Origin of the sequence: Paenibacillus sp. (genome assembly GCF_031177825.1) — a bacterium.
Classification (GTDB): Bacteria; Bacillota; Bacilli; order Paenibacillales; family YIM-B00363; genus Paenibacillus_AE.
This window is the reverse complement of sequence record NZ_JAPSKE010000018.1, coordinates 65,574-84,190: the sequence shown is the minus strand read 5'-3', so window position 1 is coordinate 84,190 and position 18,617 is coordinate 65,574. Positions and strand designations below refer to the sequence as shown.

At 62.0% G+C, this 18,617-nt stretch carries 11 protein-coding genes and 1 riboswitch; of the genes, 1 reads left to right on the top strand and 10 read right to left on the bottom strand.

The genetic code is table 11. The features are described 5' to 3' along the window. Positions 1 to 93: 93 nt before the first annotated feature. The 4 genes from RIN49_RS19290 to radA all read right to left on the bottom strand — a co-directional run bounded on the left by RIN49_RS19290 (position 94) and on the right by radA (position 4,924). Positions 94 to 1,185 carry a PIN/TRAM domain-containing protein gene (locus tag RIN49_RS19290; RefSeq protein WP_238392722.1) on the bottom strand — a complete coding sequence of 364 codons (1,092 nt, stop codon included), beginning with the start codon at positions 1,183 to 1,185 and terminating at the stop codon, positions 94 to 96. 250 nt (positions 1,186 to 1,435) lie between these two features. Beyond that, positions 1,436 to 2,284: a CDP-diacylglycerol--serine O-phosphatidyltransferase gene (pssA, locus tag RIN49_RS19285; protein ID WP_309121784.1), complete on the bottom strand. Its 849-nt coding sequence runs from the start codon at positions 2,282 to 2,284 to the stop codon at positions 1,436 to 1,438. A gap of 68 nt (positions 2,285 to 2,352) precedes the next feature. After that, positions 2,353 to 3,432 (bottom strand): DNA integrity scanning diadenylate cyclase DisA, encoded by a 1,080-nt coding sequence (gene disA / locus RIN49_RS19280; protein WP_138198094.1) that lies wholly within the window; start codon positions 3,430 to 3,432, stop codon positions 2,353 to 2,355. Between the two features lie 121 nt (positions 3,433 to 3,553). Continuing rightward, positions 3,554 to 4,924 (bottom strand): DNA repair protein RadA, encoded by a 1,371-nt coding sequence (gene radA, locus RIN49_RS19275; protein ID WP_138198095.1) that lies wholly within the window; start codon positions 4,922 to 4,924, stop codon positions 3,554 to 3,556. A 336-nt stretch (positions 4,925 to 5,260) separates the two neighbouring features. Here radA and RIN49_RS19270 point away from each other — a divergent pair, with 336 nt between their 5' ends. Further along, a complete protein-coding gene (locus RIN49_RS19270; RefSeq protein ID WP_309121783.1) occupies positions 5,261 to 7,138 on the top strand; it encodes a choice-of-anchor I family protein in 1,878 nt (625 codons plus the stop codon). A gap of 240 nt (positions 7,139 to 7,378) precedes the next feature. Here the strand turns inward: RIN49_RS19270 and RIN49_RS19265 are convergent, their stop codons facing one another. The 6 genes from RIN49_RS19265 to mcsA form a co-directional block, all read right to left on the bottom strand. Then, complete coding sequence (locus RIN49_RS19265) at positions 7,379 to 7,855, bottom strand: hypothetical protein (protein WP_309121782.1); 477 nt, start codon at positions 7,853 to 7,855, stop codon at positions 7,379 to 7,381. 68 nt (positions 7,856 to 7,923) lie between these two features. Next, positions 7,924 to 9,999, bottom strand: coding sequence for a transglycosylase domain-containing protein (locus RIN49_RS19260; protein WP_309121781.1), 2,076 nt, complete (start codon positions 9,997 to 9,999; stop codon positions 7,924 to 7,926). A 127-nt stretch (positions 10,000 to 10,126) separates the two neighbouring features. Further along, the gene (locus RIN49_RS19255; RefSeq protein ID WP_309121780.1) at positions 10,127 to 14,146 is read right to left on the bottom strand and encodes an S-layer homology domain-containing protein; all 4,020 of its coding nucleotides are present in this window, start codon (positions 14,144 to 14,146) and stop codon (positions 10,127 to 10,129) included. A 126-nt stretch (positions 14,147 to 14,272) separates the two neighbouring features. Continuing rightward, a riboswitch (cyclic di-GMP riboswitch) is annotated at positions 14,273 to 14,367 on the bottom strand. 141 nt (positions 14,368 to 14,508) lie between these two features. Then, on the bottom strand, positions 14,509 to 16,956 hold the full coding sequence (clpC, locus tag RIN49_RS19250) for an ATP-dependent protease ATP-binding subunit ClpC (protein ID WP_309121779.1): 2,448 nt from the start codon (positions 16,954 to 16,956) through the stop codon (positions 14,509 to 14,511). 37 nt (positions 16,957 to 16,993) lie between these two features. Next, a complete protein-coding gene (gene mcsB, locus RIN49_RS19245; RefSeq protein ID WP_309121778.1) occupies positions 16,994 to 18,055 on the bottom strand; it encodes a protein-arginine kinase McsB in 1,062 nt (353 codons plus the stop codon). A gap of 25 nt (positions 18,056 to 18,080) precedes the next feature. After that, entirely contained in the window at positions 18,081 to 18,599 is a 519-nt protein-coding gene (mcsA, locus tag RIN49_RS19240) for a protein-arginine kinase activator protein McsA (protein WP_138198101.1), read from the bottom strand. Between the last annotated feature and the right edge of the window lie 18 nt (positions 18,600 to 18,617).

Here is an 18,617-nt window from a genome sequence, read left to right as displayed (position 1 = left end):
ACCTGCTGTCGCCACGTCGCCTGACCCCCAGCCGCTATTTTCCGTCTATCTTACCATAAGCGGCGGATCGATTTCGAGCGGGGGACGGGGCGGTTATTGCGCGGCCTTTTCCAACTGCTTCGGTTTCGCGAAAATCATGCGTCCCGCCGACGTCTGCAGCACGCTCGTCACCAGCACCTCGAGATGCGAGCCGATGTAATCGCGCCCGCCTTCCACGACGATCATCGTGCCGTCGTCGAGGTACGCGACGCCTTGCCCGTGCTCCTTGCCGTCCTTGATCACCTGCACCATGATTTCCTCGCCCGGCAGCACGACCGGCTTCACGGCGTTGGCGAGATCGTTGATGTTCAGCACTGCCACGCCTTGCAGCTCGCACACCTTGTTCAGGTTGAAGTCGTTCGTGACGACCTTGCCGTGCAGCGCCTTCGCGAGCTTCACGAGCTTGCTGTCGACCTCGGAAATTTCGTCGTAGTCGCCTTCGTAAATGAGCACCTTCACGTCCAATTCCTTCTGAATCTTGTTCAGGATGTCGAGGCCGCGGCGCCCCCGATTGCGCTTGAGCAGGTCGGACGAATCCGCGATATGCTGCAACTCCTCGAGCACGAATTCCGGAATGACGAGGGTGCCTTCCAGGAAGCCGGTCTTGCAGATGTCCGCGATGCGCCCGTCGATGATGACGCTCGTGTCGAGAATCTTATGCTCGTAGATGCGCTTCGGCTCTTCCTTGACGACCGGCGTGCGAGCCGCGTCGATCCAGCCGAGGACGTCGGGGCGCTTCGCGACGGCGAACCGCGCGCCGAGCGCGCCGAGCGCCAGCGTCGCCAGCACCGCGAGCCACGGCGCGGCCGCGCCGAACGCGCGGAACGCCGGGTAGAGCAGCGCCGCGACGACGAGCCCGACGACGAGCCCGACGATGCCTGCGGCCGCGTCCGCCGCCGGCAAGCCGTACAGCCGCTCCTCCGCCTTCGCTAATGCGCGATTCCCGATCCGAGCGATCCATGAGTAGCCGAAATAGAAAAGAATAGCAAACGCGCCCGCCAAGCCGTAGCTCTGGCCTTCGATCGAGCCGAACGCAACGCCGGGAACGAGATACCCCAGCATGTCGTGCTGAAACGCCGCCGAAATTTGATAGCCGAGGAAACCCCCGAAAACCGTAAATACTGAGCGAAATGTGTTGGTCCACATCACGTGCTCACCTCCTTAATGGTGTCCTTAGAAGTATGGTCCACTTTTTGGAAGGTTAATCTCGGGTCGGCGAAAAACTTCTACCGATTCGAGTCGCACGCAAGCCGTCTCCATCTCGCGCTTATCGCCTGGGCAACTGCTCCATTTTTGAACAACTTCCGACGCCGCTTCTCGCTTTCGCCCGCAACGCAAAAAAAATCGCCCCCGGTCGCGTTCGCACGCGAATCCGAGAGCGGATTCCCTCTACAACCTATTTGCTTTTCCGTCCTGGCGGCGGAGACGCTTCGTCCTTCGCGTCGGGCCCGCCCTTCGGCCCGCCTCTGCGCAGCTTCCAGCCCCGCCGCGCGAGCAGCGGCTTCTGCCCGCCCGCGCCGCGCGCCCGCACCCCCGGCACCCGGACGTTCCGCACGCGGCGGCCCGCCGCGCGGGCGATCACCTCCACGTTCTTCCGGAGGCCGAACAGCGCGTACAGCAGCAGCGGGATAAACAGCAGCTTCGACGCCCAACCCGGGTACAGCACCGCCACCGACGCCGCGCCGATAATGATGATCGGCGTGATCCAGATAGCCTTCTTGGATAAAGCGAGCTTCTTGAAGCTCGGATATTTCACCGTGCTGACCATGAGGAACGACAATGCGAGCGACGACAGCACCATGACCCAGATCGGAATCGAATCGGAGAACAGCGCCAGCGTGCAGAGCACCCCGCCGGCCGCCGGAATCGGCAAGCCCAGGAAGTACCCCGGCAAGCCGTCCGTGACGTTGAACCGGGCGAGCCGCAGCGCGCCGCAAATCGGGAACAACGCCGTCACGATCCAGCCGAGCGCCTCATGCAGCCCTTGGAACGCCGCGACGTACATGACGAACGCCGGCGCCACGCCGAAGGAGATGACGTCGGACAACGAATCGAGCTCCTTGCCGAATTCGCTCTGCGCGTTCAGCGCTCGGGCGACGCGGCCGTCCAATCCGTCGAGCAGCATCGCGATGATGACGAGGATGGAAGCCATGTCGGACCGTTCGTTAAACACCATGATAATGGCGAGAATCCCTAGAAATAAATTTCCGACCGTAAACCAGTTCGGAAGCTGTTTCCAACCCATCGGCTACACACCTCTGCCCTTTATGATACCCGAAATGCTCGCCGAACCCAAAGCTTCGCGAAATTCCCTTAAATATGACGGTCGACCAGCACCTGCTCTTGGATCCGCTTCAGCCCTTCCTTGATCGTCCGCGCCCGCACCTCGCCGATGCCGTCGACCTCGTCGAGTTCCTCGATCGTCGCCATAAGCACGTGCGGCAGCTGGCCGAACTGCTCGACCAAGTTGCCGATAATGAGCGTCGGAAGACGCGGAATCTTGCTGAGCATCCGGAAGCCGCGAGGCGAAAGCGACTCTTCCATCATCGCCGTCGTGTTCGGATACCCGAGCATCCGCACGACGTGATGGTCCTCGAGCAGCTCGTCGTCCGTCATGCGCATGAGCCCCGCCACGGCGTCTCGGAGCTTCTCCTCGACGGGATCGCGCATGTAATCCTTCAGCAGCAGGTAGGTCTCGTCCTCCACGCCGGTCACGAGCTCCTCGAGCTGCATCGAGATGAGTCTTCCTTCGTTGCCGAGCTCGTTGATGTAGCGGTTGATCTCCGCTTTGATGCGCAGCACCATCTCGGCGCGCTGCACGACGTTCGTGACGTCGTGCAGCGTGACGATCTCCTCGAATTCCGCGGCCGACAAGTTCGTCAGCGCTTGGTCGAGGACGGCTTTGTACTTTTCCAACGTTTGGATCGCTTGGTTCGCCTTCGTCAGAATGACGCCCATGTCCTTGAGCGCATACCGCAGCTGCCCTTGGTATAACGTGATGACGTTCCGCCGCTGCGAAATCGAGACGACGAGCTTGCCCGTCTGCTTCGCGACGCGCTCCGCCGTCCGGTGCCGAATGCCCGTCTCCGACGAAGCGATCGACGAATCCGGAATGAGCTGCGTATTCGCGAATAAAATACGTCTTAAATCCTCGCTTAATATAATAGCGCCGTCCATCTTGGCCAGCTCGTATAGATAGTTCGGCGAGAAATCGCAATTGATGGAAAATCCGCCGTCTACGAGGTCCATGACCTCCGGCGAGTAACCGCAGACGATAAGTCCTCCGGTTTTCGCGCGGAGCACGTTCTCGAGTCCTTCCCGGAACGGCGTCCCCGGCGCGACGAGCTGCAGCAGTCCGCTCATGATTTCTGGCGTATGCTCTTCCTTGACCATGTGTACCCTCCTGACGATGCGGACGTTCGATTCCGAAGAAACTTCTAATAACTATTGTATATAAAAAAGACCGAAGTTTGCACTTCGTTTTCGTATTTTTTAGGAAAACGTTCCCTCCGCCCTACGGCAGCAGCAAATTCAGCGCGTCCCGCACCGTTCCGACGGGGACGACCTCGATGCCGCGGGGCGGCGTCCACTGCTTCATGCTCTTGTCCGGCACGATGACGCGCTTGAAGCCGAGCTTGAGCGCCTCGTTGACGCGCTGATCGACCCGGGAGACGCCCCGCACCTCGCCCGTCAGGCCGATCTCGCCGAAGACGACGTCCTCCGGACGCGTCGGCTTGTCCCGGAAGCTCGACGCGAGCGCCACGGCGATGCCGAGATCGGCCGCCGGCTCGTCCAGCTTCACGCCGCCCGCGACGTTCAGATACGCGTCCTGCGTCTGCAGATGCATGCCGACGCGCTTCTCCAGCACGGCGATGATCAGGTTCAGCCGGTTATAGTCGACCCCCGTCGCCATGCGGCGCGGGGACGGGAAGTTCGTCGACGACACGAGCGCTTGCAGCTCGACGAGCACCGGCCGCGTCCCCTCCATCGAAGCGACGACCGTCGAACCGGCGACGCCCAGCGGACGCTCGGAGAGGAACAGCTCCGAAGGATTCTTGACCTCGGTCAGACCGTTTTCGATCATTTCGAAAATGCCGATTTCGTTCGTCGACCCGAACCGGTTCTTCACCGCGCGCAGCATCCGGTACGTATTGTGCCGCTCGCCCTCGAAGTACAGCACGGTGTCCACCATGTGCTCGAGCAGCCGCGGGCCCGCGATGGCGCCCTCCTTCGTCACGTGGCCGACGAGCAGCGTCGCGACGCCGCGCTGCTTGGCGATGCGCATGAACAGGCCGGTGCATTCCCGCACCTGGGACACGCTGCCCGGCGCCGACGCGACGCCCGGCTGATACACCGTCTGGATCGAGTCGACGACGAGGATGTCCGGCCGCACGTCGTCGAGCGCCTCGAAGATGTGGTCCGTATTCGTCTCGCACAGCACGAACAGCGAATCGGCTTCCGCGCCGAGCCGCTCGGCGCGCATCTTGATCTGACGGGCCGACTCCTCGCCCGTCACGTACAGCACGCGCTGTCCCGCGCGCGCGAGATGATGCGACGTCTGCAGCAGCAGCGTCGACTTGCCGATGCCGGGATCGCCGCCGACGAGGATGAGCGACCCCGGCACGAGGCCGCCCCCGAGCACGCGGTTCAGCTCGCCGCTGCCCGCGTCGATCCGGGGCTCCTGCGAGCTGACGATCTTGGTGATCGGCTGCGGCCGCTCCTTCGCGCCGGAGAGGCCCGGCACGGCGACCCCGGCCGTCTTCACGACCGTCTCCGTCTCCTCGACGAACGTATTCCAGGCGTTGCAGCCGGGGCACTTGCCGAGCCACTTCGGCGATTCCGTGCCGCAGTCTTGGCAGACGAATTTCGTTTTACTTTTCCCCATGGTCGTTTCCTTCGCTCCGCTTCTTTCGCTATCCGGTACTATTCTCCATCAACTGACAAAATCCTGCACCTTTTGACAGATTCCGTGAGGAAATCCGTTGGAATGATGCGGCATTTCGCCGGATTGACGTTCGTTCCGCCCGATTGCCGCTAGACCCATTTTCCCCGATTCCGGAGAGAAGAGACATACCCCATACGTCGGGGGCCGTTCGTCCTATATCATTCGAATTTTTCTACTTTTTTACATGAGGTTTACATTGCCATTATGTCCGGTTAACACGAGGCGATTATGATGTGGGGGCATATACCTTGATGATAACGGAAGGGGTCCATTTTCATGCAAAAGCCGATCCAACGATGGACGACCGGCGCGATCGCCGCCGTCGTCGCCGCAGCCGGGTGGTCCGGCGCGGCATCCGGCGCCTCGGCGGCGGCCGAAGCGAAGCCGTTCCTGTCCGTCCCCGCCGCCTCGGAGCTGAAGGCGCATTATCTCGGCCGGTACGTCAGCGGCGCCGGGCTGGACGAAGCCGGCGCGGAGATCGTCGCGTACGATCCTGCGACGCAGCGCGGCTTCGCGGTGAACGGCGCCGAGGAATCGCTCGACATCTTCGATCTAGCCCCGCTGCGCGACCGCTCGCGCGTCGTCGAAGCGCTGCCGCTCGTGAAGCGCCTCCCCGTCGAGACGCTCACCGCCGGGCGGGTGCAAGCCGGCGATATTACGAGCGTCGCGCTTCATCCGAAGGGCGGCGTCCTCGCCGTCGCCGTGCCGAACGATCCGAAGCAGGAGAACGGACACGTCGTATTCGTCGATACGAACGGCGCTCTGCTCGGCTTCGTCGAAGTCGGCGCGCTGCCGGACATGCTGACGTTCACCCCGGACGGCGGCTACGTGCTCGTCGCGAACGAAGGCGAGCCGAACGACGACTACAGCGTCGACCCGGAAGGCAGCGTCTCGGTCATCGACGTGCGCGGCGGCGTGGAAGGGCTGACGGCCGAGCATGTCCGCACCGCCCGCTTCGCGGACGACATCGTCGCCGGCGACGTTCGCAAGGCGAAGGCCGACGTCCCGTACGCGCAAGATCTGGAGCCGGAATACATCGCGGTCGCCGAGGACGGCAAGAGCGCCTTCGTCGCGCTGCAAGAAGCGAACGCGCTCGGCATTCTCGACATCGCCTCGGCAACGTTCACGGCCGTGCGCAGCCTCGGGTATAAAAACTACGCCGAGGAGGGCGGCTTGGACGCGACCGACAAGGACGACGTCGCGGCGATCCGGCCTTGGCCGGCGCTCGGGATGTACATGCCCGACGGCATGGACGTATTCTCGAGCGGCGGGAAGCATTACGTGCTGACGGCGAACGAGGGCGACTCCCGCGATTACGAAGGGTATTCGGAAGAGGCGCGCGTCGAAGACATGGTCGAGCGATACGCCTTCGCGTCGGATGCTTTCGGCGAAGACGCGCTCGGCCGATTGAAGACTACGATCGCGGCGCCGATGAATGCGGAAGGCAAATACGAGGCGATCTATAGCTTCGGCGCCCGCTCTTATACGATCTGGGAAGCGTCCGCGGACGGCCGGGTCTCTCGCGTCTACGACAGCGGCAGCCGCCTCGAACAATTGACGAAGGAAGCCTCGGAGTCGGCGGCGAAGACGAAGTCCGCGTCGTGGGGCGCGCTGTACAACGCAGACAATACGGAGAACGCGTTCGACGATCGGAGCGACGACAAGGGGCCGGAGCCGGAAGCGGTCGCGACGGGCGTCATCGACGGCGAACGGTACGCCTTCGTCGGGCTCGAGCGGACAGGCGGCATCTACTGGCAGAACGTCACGAATCCCCAGCAGCCCGGCGCGGACGGCTACTTCACGACCCGCGACTTCGGCTCGGAGGAGCCGCGGGGCGATCTGGCGCCGGAAGGGATGAAGTTCGTTCCCGCCGAAGACAGCCCGAACGGGATGCCGCTGCTGCTCGTCGCGCATGAAGTGTCCGGCACCGTTGCGGTATTCGGCTTCGAGACGGCCTCGTCCGCCGAAGCGAACGGGACCGCCGCCGCGCCGGCGCCTGCGTCGGCCTCCGGCGTTTACGTCGTGAAGCCCGGCGACACGCTGTCGGGCATCGCCGCGAACTACGGCTTGACGTGGCGGCAGCTGCAAGCGATCAACCGGTTCCGCGATCCGAACCTGATTTATCCGGGGCAATCCGTGAAGCTCCCGCGGTAACGATGCGCCTGCATTCGTACAGTTATTTTACTCCATGGTAACCCGGAAGCTTAGAACACCTGCGAAACCTCATTTATTTATCGCTATCCCGGGACAATGGCGCCTTAATACCTGTATTTTTGCAGGCAATCGGCCCTTTCGCGCTCCTTCCCGCTCAAATACCTGCACTTTTACACCTAACCCATGCTTCCGACGTAACGCACGAAGCGCCCCTCCGATCCCGGAGCGGGCGCTTCGACTTTATTTATATCGGCTTAGCTTCGGGGCGGCGGTCAGCTCCTTCTTCACCTTCCGCCACCAGAGCAGCTGCGTCTCCATGTCTCCGATCAGCTCGGAGACGTCCTGCAGCAAACGGGCGCGGCGTTCGATCGGCACATGCCGCACGTCCTCGACGATGCGCTCCGAGAAATGGGCCTCCTTCGGAAATTTCCGGCGGAGCCGAGCGAACCGCTCCTCCACCGAGCATTCCCAGATCGGCTTCCGCGATCCGTCGCCGTCGGGCCGCCGCACGGATTCGAACGTCCACAGCTTAAGCGCGGCCTCCTCCGACGTCGACGCGCAGGACAGCAGCTCGCCGTCCGCGTACGCCGACCATAGGCCCGATCGCTCCGACCGCACGACTTGGCCGATGCAGCGTTTCTTCCCTTTCGAATTCGCATACACATAATACCGTTCGCCTTCGGCCGTGCGACCGGCCCGGTCCAGTTCGAATTCCATCGTATCCCCCGCTCCGCCTTGGAATGTATTCTCATTATTTCCAGGCGGAGCGTTTCCATGCTTAGCGGTTAGTCTCTCTCTTTCCCCTTGCCTTTGTCCTTCCCCTTCCGCTCTTCTTCCTTCTCATCGTCGTCATCGTCATCGTCGTCGTCATCCCGCTCGTTTTCGCGATCCTCGTCGTCCCGGTCGTCCTTCCGTCCCTTTCCTTTCCCTTTGTCCTTCTTGTTTTTCTTCTCCTCCTCTTTCTTCTCGTCCCGATCCCAATCCGCCCGGAAGCCCGGCGGCGGCACGAAATCCGCCGGCGCCGTCTCCGCGAGCGCCCGGACCGCGACTTCCCGGAAGACGGCGGCCGCCGCGGCGCTGCTCGTCTTCATGTAGTGCTCCCGATCGGTCTTGTCGTACCCGATCCATACCGCCCCCGTCAGCGCAGGCGTATACCCCGCGAACCACAAGTCTTTCGCCCCGCCGTCGATGCCGGCGAACTCCTCCGTCTCTGGCAGCTCCGTCGTACCCGTCTTGCCGGCCGTCGCCCAGCCCGGAACGGCGCCCTGCTTGCCGGTCCCTTCCTCCACGGCATGCCGCAGCAGCAGCGTCATCGTATACGCCGCGTTCGGATCCATCGCCTGCACCGGCGCCGTATCGTAACGGGCGACGACGGCGCCGTCGTGCGACGCGATCTCCCGGATCGTATGCGCCTCGTGCATCGCCCCGCCGTTCGCGAACGCGGAGAACGCCTGCGCCATCTGCAGCGGCGATACCCCTTCCGACAAGCCGCCGAGCGCGAGTCCGAGATTACGATCCGCGTCCCCGAGCGGAATGCCGAGCCGCTCCGCGAACTCCAGCCCCTTGTCGATGCCGAGCTGCTGCAGCAGCCACACCGGCGGCACGTTCCACGACTGCCGGATCGCCTCCGCCATCGTCACGTCGCCGTGATAGCGGCCGTCCCAGTTGCGCGGGCGGTAACCGTTCGCGTCGAACGGTCCGTCGTACAGCTCGGAGTACGGCGTATACCCCGCCTCCAATGCGGGGCCGTACACCGCGATCGGCTTGAACGCGGAGCCCGGCTGCCGCTTCAGCTGCGTCGCCCGGTTGAACGCCCGGTAAGGTCCGTTCTCCCGCGAGCCGATCAACGCGCGGATGCCGCCCATCGTCTGGTCCAGGAACACGGCGCCGCTCTCTACGATTTGCCCGTTCTCGGACGGAGGGAACATTGCCGGATCGGCATACACCGCGGCGGCGGCCTCCTGCATTCGACGATCCATCTCGGTCCGGATCGTGAACCCGCCCGCCATCAGCTGTCTCTCCGTAATGCCGTGCTTCTCCTCGGCCTCCGCGATGACCGCATCGATATACGAGGCGTAAGACACCCGCCGCGCTTCGTCGGCCGCGTCGTCATGAAGCGCCAGCGGAGAAGCGGAAGCGGCCTCGAATTCCGCCTCGGTGATCAACCCCTGCTCCGCCATAAGCGAAAGCGCCAGATTACGCCGCTCCACCGCCCCTTCCGGGTTGTCGACCGGCGAATACCGGCTCGGCGCCTTCGGCAAGCCCGCGAGCAGCGCCGCTTCAGGCAGCGTCAGCTCCGAGACGTCCTTCCCGAAATACGTCCGGCTGGCCGCTTGGACGCCGTAGGCGCCCTCTCCGAAATAAATCGAGTTCAAATACCGCTCGAGCACTTCTTCCTTATCGTACGTCATCTCGATCTTGAGCGCGTACGCGGCCTCCTTCAGCTTGCGCTCGATGCTCTTGTCCGGCGTCAGGAACGCCCGCTTCGCAAGCTGCTGCGTAATCGTGCTCGCTCCTTCCACGTATTCCCCCGCTTGCAAATCCTTATATAAAGCTCTCGCGATCGAAGCGATATCGACGCCGGGGTGGTCGTAATACCGCCGGTCCTCGACCGCGATGATCGCTTCCAGCAATACCTCGGGCATCCGATCGATCGAGACCGGCTCGAACTTGCGCACCGACAGCTTGAATATCTCCTCGCCGTCGCGATCCAGTACGACCGTCGGCGACGGGAGCGGCTCGCCGAGCTCGCCGACGTCGAGCGACGTCACATACGACGCCGCCGTCAGGAACAGCAGCGCGGCGCCCGACAACGATGCGAGCAGTCCCCAGCCCGCGATTCGTTTCCATTTCCGTTTCATGTATGGCAGCAACCTCTCGACCCGCTTTTCGGATAACGTTCGGAAGGGAGCGCGATTTTCGGGGCGTACGGCGTCGCAAAGAAGAAACCCCGAACGCCGGAGTCGTTTCCGAGGTTCGGGGCTTCGATTATTTCATGTACAGCGCATTGTCCAGCATATAGTGCAGATTGCCGTGCGCGTCGTAGAACAGATGCGTCGCCTTAACTAACGACAACGTCTCCAGCTTCTCGAATGTCGTCAAGTCGTAAATGCCCGTCTTCCCGGCCGCGCGGTCGCCCGTCGGGCTTACGGCATAGATCGGCTCCGGGAATTCATGGATCACTTGCGATAAGTCGGCACTGGAAAATACTTTGTCCTTGGCGATCACCAAGCTCTCGTTTTTCGCAAGCAGCACAGGCGCGTCGAGCGGATCCCGATCCATATTCGGGTAGCCTAACGACGAGGCGTCCGTCTTCGCGAGCGTCGTTCCGTTCACCGAAACCTCGTATACGTCGGATCCCGCGTAGCCCGCGCCCCAGCCGTACTGATGCCAATAGTAGAACTTGCTCTCCCCGCTTGCGAAGGCGATGCCTCCCACACTCTTCATCGACGGAGCGTATGCGACCGGCGCGAACGTCGCCGCATCGAACAGTAGCAGCTTCGGGTCCCATTGGCCCGTAACGACGAACAGCTTGCCTGCGTAGTCGTACACGTGGCGGTGGGCATTCTCTTCGTCGCCGGCCGCGGAAACTGCGTTCAGATGTCTTACGATCGAGTAGTCGGGTAAGCTCACTTCCGTTACCAATTGGTTTTCCGCGTCGTTGACGATATACAGCTTCGTCCGGTCTTCCGAGAGATCAATGCCCGACGGCCGGTAAGGCAGCTTCATGGTATGGACGATGGCTTGACTCTCCAAGTCTACCGTATACAAATTCCAAAACGCCTTGTCGACGGCATACAAACGGTTCGCGGCGGCGTCGACGGCGATCGCGGCGACGATGCCGTCGAACTCGATCCCCTGACTCGCGACGGGCGGCAGCGTCTCGACGGCGTCCTTTTCCACGATTTCAATTATCGTATTCCCGTTCAGGGCGGAGACGACCGCCAGCTTGTCCGTTCCGTTCGCGAGCCGCGCCGCCGCACCGTCCGTGTGATATACGCCGGTTTGCGCGAAGCTGCCGTAATCGTATACGCCGATGAGCTTGTCCTTCGCTGCGTAGAACGTCTCGTCGGCCAACTGGAACGCGATATCCGCGAAGCCGCGGTTCAGCGCGTGCACGTACCGCATGTCGTCATACTTGCTGTCCGTCGTACGGAATACGGTGCCCGCGCCGTTAAAGGCGTATCGCCCGTCCGGGGACAGTTCGAAATTCGTGTTCATCGGATAATTCCCGTGGTACGGGGAGTCGTACCCGTCCGCGTCCGCGAACGCCCCGTTCGCTACGGGGAAGGCGGTCAGATCCCGGGGGGACGTGTCCGTCGTGATCGCATAAAGTTTATTTAGCGTCGGATGCATATGGATAAAGCTCCGCTGTCGGATGCCGGTCGTTGCGATTTCCGACATGGTCGCCCTTGCGTAGGACTTGATATCCGTCCACTGCGAAGAGCCTGACGAGACGTAGAAGGTTCCGCTGCGATCGACCGCGATGTCGTACGGATCGATAGCGACGTCCTTCGACGCTTTCATCTCGAGCGTCGACGCGTCCAAGACGGCGATCGCGCCCGATTGATCCTCCCGGTAGGACGAATGCTCGCCCTTTAGAAGCCCGACATACAACTCCCCGTCGGCGTAAGCGATGCTCTCGGGCGGCAACGGCAAGGCGACCGTAACGATTTCTTCCGTGTCGTAGTTTACGGCGTGCAACGCTTGTCCTGCCTTATCCGTCATGTAGAGAATCGGTTCGGTCGGATGCTCGATCAGATCCGTCGGCGTAAAGTCCAACGGAATGTGTTTATTGTAATAGGTCGTCGCCCATGCGGCCGCGCTGAACGCCGATTCCGTCGTCGCCGCCCCTGCAGTTACCTTATAGTATCTTGTGCTGTGCGGAGCGTTCGTCGGGTCGACGACGAGCGGTTCGTCCATCCGCTCGATTCGCATCTTATTCCCGGTTTCGTCGAGGAACGGCCGGTATTCTCCGTCCTGCGAATCGCTGTAGTAAACATGGTAATATTCCGCGCGTTCCACGGCGTCCCACAGCAATCCCAATTCGGTGTTGGAAATCGCGAATGCCGCGACGTTCTCCGGCGCGTTCAACCGAACGCGTTCGCCGAACCGCTCAAACCTCCATAGCCCCGCCGCTTGGTCCCACACCGCCTCGAATACGATCGTATCTCCATAGAACAGCTTCATCGCGTCGCCGTCTCGCAGCGGTACCGCCCCATCCGCCGGATGACGGTCCAAGGTTGCGACATATCCGTCGTTGATCGCGTAACCGACGGCTTCGGTTCCTCCGTAATAAACGGCCGCGTACACCGATCCGGACACGGTGATCGAGGACAAGAACACGCTAGGATGAGCTTCGCTCGAGCCCTCGCGCGTCGCCGTGTAGATGCCGCTGTCCGGGGGAACGCTCGCTTGGACCGCGAAGACGCCGTAAGTCGCTCCCGCCGCCGTATACACAGCCTCGTAAACGGAGTCCGATACGCTGTTCTTCAACGTCCATCGATGCTGGGTCACGTCGCCCGGGATGTCGTATGCCGCAACCAGCTTATCGCCCGTAATGAAGACGGCTTGCGCCGCGGGCGTCGGAGCCACGGGCCCGTCCGCCCCCGGTTGGGTCGACTCGGGCGGCACGGTCGGCGCCGTCGGCACGGTCGGCACGGTCGGCGCCGTCGGCGACGACCCCTCCGGAGCGCTTGGAGAATCTTCCGGCTCCGTTCCTTCGCCGCCGCTTGCCCCTTCCCCGCCGATAATCATTTCGGTCACTCCTTCGGACAGTTCGTATCGGACCACGGTCTGCTGGAAGCTGACGCCCTCGACGCGAACGGCCGCGAAGAGAATCTTGCCTTCTCCCGTTACCGCGATCGCCGCGCTAACGACGATCTCTTCGACCACGGAGCCTTCCGCAATGTCGATTTTGGCGACGGAGACGACGGTAACCAAGCGGAAATCGCCGACGAGACGAACCGAGGCGGAAGCTTCGGTCGTCATGACCGCGACCTCGAGGAAACCCTGCGTCGCGTTATTTTCCTCCAGCTTTACGCCCGTCTTTACGACAGTGCGATGGATGACGGTGCCGCCTTGCGCGACCAAGCGAACCTCGCCCGTCACTTTCTCGACGATCACGTCGTTCAAGGAGGAGTCGGAGATCACGATGCTGTCCTCCCCGCCTCCGGCGACGATCGTTCTCCCTTCCACCGTCACGCGGTCGAGATACACTTCGCCTTCCCCGATCCCGGGAGCCAAGTACAGATCGCCCTGAATGACCGTATTCTTCAACGTGACGTCTTGACTATTGATCGTTACGTTCCCGTCCACGACGGTCTGCTCCTCGTCCTTCCCGAAAGCAGCCGGTTTATGTAGGATGTTGCCCGCCGCCCTGTCCAGCAGCGCGACGGCCTCGGCCCGCGTGATCGGCGACGCCGGACGGAACGTACCGTCGGGATACCCTTGCAAGTATCCTTCGGCCGCGATCGCATCGACGTACCCGATGCTCCACGCCGGGATGTCGCCGCGGTCCGTAAACGCGGCAGACCCGCCGCCTTCCGCCGCCGCTTCCAGCTTCAGCAGCGTAGCAACCATTTTCGCCGCTTCTTGTCTGCTGATCTCGCGATCCGGGCGGAACGTACCGTCTTCGTACCCGGACGTATATCCGGCCCTCGCGGCCTTCGCGACATCGTCGGCGAACCATGCGTCCGATTCGACGTCCGAGAAAGCGAGATCCGAAGCGTGAGCATATCCATATACGCGATTGACGAGCGCGACGAATTCCGCCCTCGAGATCGTCTCATCCGGACGGACGCTCCCGTCGGCGTACCCTTTCACAAACCCGCTGTCGGCCCATTCCGCAAGCTGCTCCTTGGCCCAGCTTTGTTCCATGTCCGTGAATACAGGCGTTTCTTGCGCAACGTCCCCCGGGGCGATTGCCGCGAGCGCGCTCGCCGGCGCAAGCGAAGCGAGCGACAGGCAGCCCGCCGTCAACAAGGACAATAATTTTCTAATAGCCAACTCGGTCTCTCCCTCTCCTGATTGAAAAATGAACGTTCCTTTCGAGCTCTATCCTCCTTGAATAATAAAAAAATAGACTCCCCCGTTACCGGGAACAGTCTATTGTTGCGGATGATGACGATCTCCATCGGTAACCCGGCGATCGTAGCTTATCGGAAAGGATAAGCGGTAGACCCGTAGCTTTGCGTCCATTGCTTTCGCAATGTTTGCCTTTAGTTATTTAGTCGCATACCGAACGTTCCGCAATATTTCTTAAGTTCCATTTTACTGTTGAAGGATGTCGAACGCAATCGTTTATTGCTATATTTTGCAACAAAAAAGAAGACCCGAGTCCCCCTCGGGGGCATCGGGTCTTCGCTTCGTTACTTCTGGGTCACTTCGCTGTGCACGGACAGCTCGCCGTCTTTCTCGTCGATGAGCACCGTGTCGCCCTTCTTGATCGTGCCGCGGAGCAGCTCCTCGGACAACCGATCCTCGATGTGCTTCTGGATCGCCCGGCGCAGCGGACGCGCGCCGTACGTCGGATCGAAGCCTTCCTTCGCGAGGAACGCCTTCGCCGAATCCGTCAGCGAGAAGTCGATATCCTGCGACTTCAGCCGCTTGCGCAGCTCCTCGGACATGAGCGAGACGATCTCCGAGATGTGCGACTGCTCGAGCGGATGGAACACGATCGACTCGTCGATCCGGTTGAGGAACTCCGGACGGAAGCTCTTCTTGAGCTCGGCGAGCACCTTCTCGCGCATCGCCTCGTACGCGTTCTTCGTCTGCTGCGCCGCGTCGCCGGTCGTGAAACCGAGCGTAGCGTTCTTCTTGATCGTATCCGCGCCGACGTTCGACGTCATGATGATGAGCGTGTTGCGGAAGTCGACCGAGCGGCCCTTGGAGTCCGTCAAGCGGCCGTCCTCGAGCACCTGCAGCAGGATGTTGAACACTTCCGGGTGCGCCTTCTCGATTTCGTCGAGCAGGACGACGCTGTACGGCTTGCGGCGCACCTTCTCGGTCAGCTGGCCGCCTTCCTCGTAGCCGACGTATCCCGGAGGCGCCCCGACGAGGCGGGACGTGGAGTGCTTCTCCATGTACTCCGACATGTCGATGCGGATGACCGCATTCTCGTCGCCGAACATCGCTTCCGCAAGCGCCCGCGCCAACTCCGTTTTACCGACCCCCGTAGGCCCGAGGAAGATGAAGGAGCCCATCGGACGCTTCGGATCCTTCAATCCGGCGCGAGAGCGGCGGACCGCCCGAGAGATCGCCTTGACCGCCTCGTCTTGGCCGATGACGCGGTTATGCAAAATCTCTTCCATCTTCAAGAGGCGCTCGGTTTCTTCCTCGGCCAGCTTCACGACCGGGATGCCGGTCCAGCTCGCGACGACCTGGGCGATATCGTCCGGCGTTACCTCGGAGTCCGTGCGGCCTTGCTTCTCTTTCCACTCGTTCTTCGTTTCCTCGAGCTCGTCGCGCAGCTTCTGCTCCGTGTCGCGGAGGGAAGCGGCTTTCTCGAACTCTTGGCTCTGAACGGCGGCGTCCTTCTCCTTGCGGATGTCTTCCAGACGCGATTCGAGCTGCTTCAGGTTCGGCGGAACCGTGTACGTGCGCAGGCGCACCTTGGACCCCGCCTCGTCGATCAGGTCGATCGCCTTATCCGGCAAGAACCGGTCGCTGATGTAGCGGTCGGACAGGCGCACCGCTTGCTCGAGCGCGTCGTCCGTAATTTTCACGCGGTGATGCGCTTCGTAGCGATCGCGCAGGCCGCGGAGAATGAGGATCGCCTCGTCGACCGTCGGCTCGTCGACCGTGATCGGCTGAAAGCGGCGCTCGAGCGCGGCGTCCTTCTCGATATATTTCCGGTATTCGTCCAGCGTCGTCGCCCCGATGCACTGGAGCTCGCCGCGCGCGAGCGCCGGCTTCAGGATGTTCGACGCGTCGATCGCGCCTTCGGCGCCGCCCGCTCCAATCAAAGTGTGCAGCTCGTCGATGAACAGGATGATGTTGCCCGCTTGGCGGATCTCATCCATGATCTTCTTCAGGCGGTCTTCGAATTCGCCGCGATATTTCGTGCCCGCCACGACGGAGCCCATATCGAGCGTCATGACGCGCTTATCGCGCAGCGTCTCCGGAATTTCGTTCGCCACGATGCGCTGGGCGAGGCCTTCGGCGACGGCCGTCTTGCCGACGCCCGGCTCCCCGATGAGCACCGGGTTGTTCTTCGTCCGGCGGCTCAGCACCTGGATGACGCGCTCGATTTCCTTCGCGCGGCCGATGACCGGGTCGAGATTGCCGTCCTTCGCCACCGCGGTGAGATCCCGCGCCAACGAGTCCAGCGTCGGCGTGTTGACGTTCGCCGGCGTATTGCCGTGTCCGCTCGAGGACGCTTCGCTGCTGCCGAGCAGCTGGAGCACTTGCTGACGCGCCTTGTTCAGGCTCACGCCGAGGTTGTTCAGCACGCGCGCCGCGACGCCTTCGCCTTCGCGAATGAGGCCGAGCAGGATATGCTCCGTGCCGACGTACGTATGGCCGAGCTTGCGCGCTTCGTCCATCGACAGCTCGATGACCTTCTTCGCGCGAGGCGTATAAGCGATATTCGTCGGCTGCTCTTGACCGCGGCCGATGAGCGACTCCACTTCGTCTTGAATTTTCTCGAGACCGAGACCGAGGCCGATCAGCGCCTTCGCGGCGATGCCGTCGCCTTCGCGAATGAGACCGAGCAAAATATGCTCCGTGCCGATATTGTTATGGCCCAGCCGTACCGCTTCTTCTTGCGCGAGGGCGAGCACCTTCTGGGCGCGCTCCGTGAAACGTCCAAACATCATAAGTAGACACCTCCGAATATATAGAAAATGAAATTTACTACCGTCCGCTCGGATTCAACTGCTCCCGAAACAGCTTCGCGCGGTGCGCGTCGCGTTCGTCGGGGCTTAAGGCGCGGCCGTAGTGCTGTTGAAGATAGCCCGGCTGCGTCATCACGAGCAGCTCGTTCATGACCTTCGGCGAGAGCCCCTCGATCAGGCCGAGGTCGATCCCCAGCCGGACGTCGGACAGCCGCTGCGCCGCCTCCTTCGAATCCATGATCTCAGCATAACATAAAATGCCAAACGAACGTCGAATCCGATCCGTCAATTTCGCGCGGGATTCGTTCAGCAGCTTCTGCCGCGCCGCCTTCTCGTGTTCGATGATTTGCCGCGCGACCCCGTGCAGGTTGTCGATGATTTCCTCTTCGGTCTGGCCGAGGGTGATTTGGTTCGAGATTTGGAAGATGTTCCCCATCACCTCGCTGCCTTCTCCGTACAACCCCCGAACGGCGAGGCCGACCTGTTGGATCGCTTGGAGAATCCGATTCATCTGCTGCGTCATGACGAGGGCGGGCAGATGCATCATGACCGAAGCCCGGATGCCGGTGCCGACGTTCGTCGGGCAGCTCGTCAAGTACCCGTGCTTCTCGTCGTAGGCGTAATCGACGATCGACTCGAAGATGTCGTCGATGCGTCCCGCGACGTCCCACGCCTCCTTCAGCTGAAATCCGGGGTACAACACCTGTATGCGCAGATGATCCTCTTCATTCACCATTATGCTGACCGCTTCGTTGTCGCTGAGAATGACGGCCCCGTTCCGCGCCTCGTTCGCGAGATTCGGCGAGATGAGATGCTTCTCGACGAGCACCCGCTTCTCCAGCTCGCTCATGCCGGCGAGCGGCACGAGATCGAACTCTCCGATTCGCTTCAGCTCCTCATCCTTCAGCACCGACGCGACGCGATTCAGCACCTCTTCCGACTGCTGATTCGTCGCGAGCATCGGGAACGGTTCGTTGCTCACGTTGCGGGCGATGCGGATCCGGCTCGAGATGACGATGTCCGAATCCGGGCCGTCCGCCTGCATCCAGCTGCTGACCGCATGCTCCGTGTATCTGCTCATGCTCCTGATCTCCGCCTCCTTCCCGCTATAACGCCGACTGCCGCTCAAGCTCGCGGATTTGGTCGCGCAGCTTCGCCGCCGCCTCGAACTCCTCCTGCTCGACCTTAAGCGCCAAGTCGCGTTTCAGCTGTTCGATCTGCCGGCGCAGCTGCACCTTCTTGCCGACCCGCTTGGGCACCTTGCCGACGTGCGTCGTATTGCCGTGCACGCGCTTGAGCAGCGGCGTCAGCCGATCTTGGAAGTGCCGATAACACTCCCCGCAGCCGAAACGGCCGATCTTGCTGAACTGCGCGTACGTCATGCCGCAGAAGTCGCAGCGCGGCTGCGCCGCCTTCTGCTGCGCGGTCGCGGGCTTGCCGGTCGGGTCGAGCTCGAGCAAGCCCGAGAGGAGGTTGTGGATCGAGAACCCGCCCGCGGTGCCGGGGATTAGCTCCCCCTTCTCCCGCGCGCAAGGCTCGCAGAAATGAAACTCCGTCTTGTCGCCGTTCACGATCTTCGTAAAATGCAACGTCGCGGGACGCTTCCCGCATTCCTGACAGAGCATACCGTTCGTCCCCTTTCC

What these genes read in the sequence shown, in the direction of transcription:
- RIN49_RS19260 (WP_309121781.1), bottom strand. Translation starts at nt 9,999, where the DNA reads ATGAAACGGAAATGGAAACGAATCGCGGGCTGGGGACTGCTCGCATCG.
- clpC (WP_309121779.1), bottom strand. Translation starts at nt 16,956, where the DNA reads ATGATGTTTGGACGTTTCACGGAGCGCGCCCAGAAGGTGCTCGCCCTC.
- mcsB (WP_309121778.1), bottom strand. Translation starts at nt 18,055, where the DNA reads ATGAGCAGATACACGGAGCATGCGGTCAGCAGCTGGATGCAGGCGGAC.
- disA (WP_138198094.1), bottom strand. Translation starts at nt 3,432, where the DNA reads ATGGTCAAGGAAGAGCATACGCCAGAAATCATGAGCGGACTGCTGCAG.
- RIN49_RS19270 (WP_309121783.1), top strand. Translation starts at nt 5,261, where the DNA reads ATGCAAAAGCCGATCCAACGATGGACGACCGGCGCGATCGCCGCCGTC.
- RIN49_RS19290 (WP_238392722.1), bottom strand. Translation starts at nt 1,185, where the DNA reads ATGTGGACCAACACATTTCGCTCAGTATTTACGGTTTTCGGGGGTTTC.
- RIN49_RS19265 (WP_309121782.1), bottom strand. Translation starts at nt 7,855, where the DNA reads ATGGAATTCGAACTGGACCGGGCCGGTCGCACGGCCGAAGGCGAACGG.
- radA (WP_138198095.1), bottom strand. Translation starts at nt 4,924, where the DNA reads ATGGGGAAAAGTAAAACGAAATTCGTCTGCCAAGACTGCGGCACGGAA.
- pssA (WP_309121784.1), bottom strand. Translation starts at nt 2,284, where the DNA reads ATGGGTTGGAAACAGCTTCCGAACTGGTTTACGGTCGGAAATTTATTT.
- mcsA (WP_138198101.1), bottom strand. Translation starts at nt 18,599, where the DNA reads ATGCTCTGTCAGGAATGCGGGAAGCGTCCCGCGACGTTGCATTTTACG.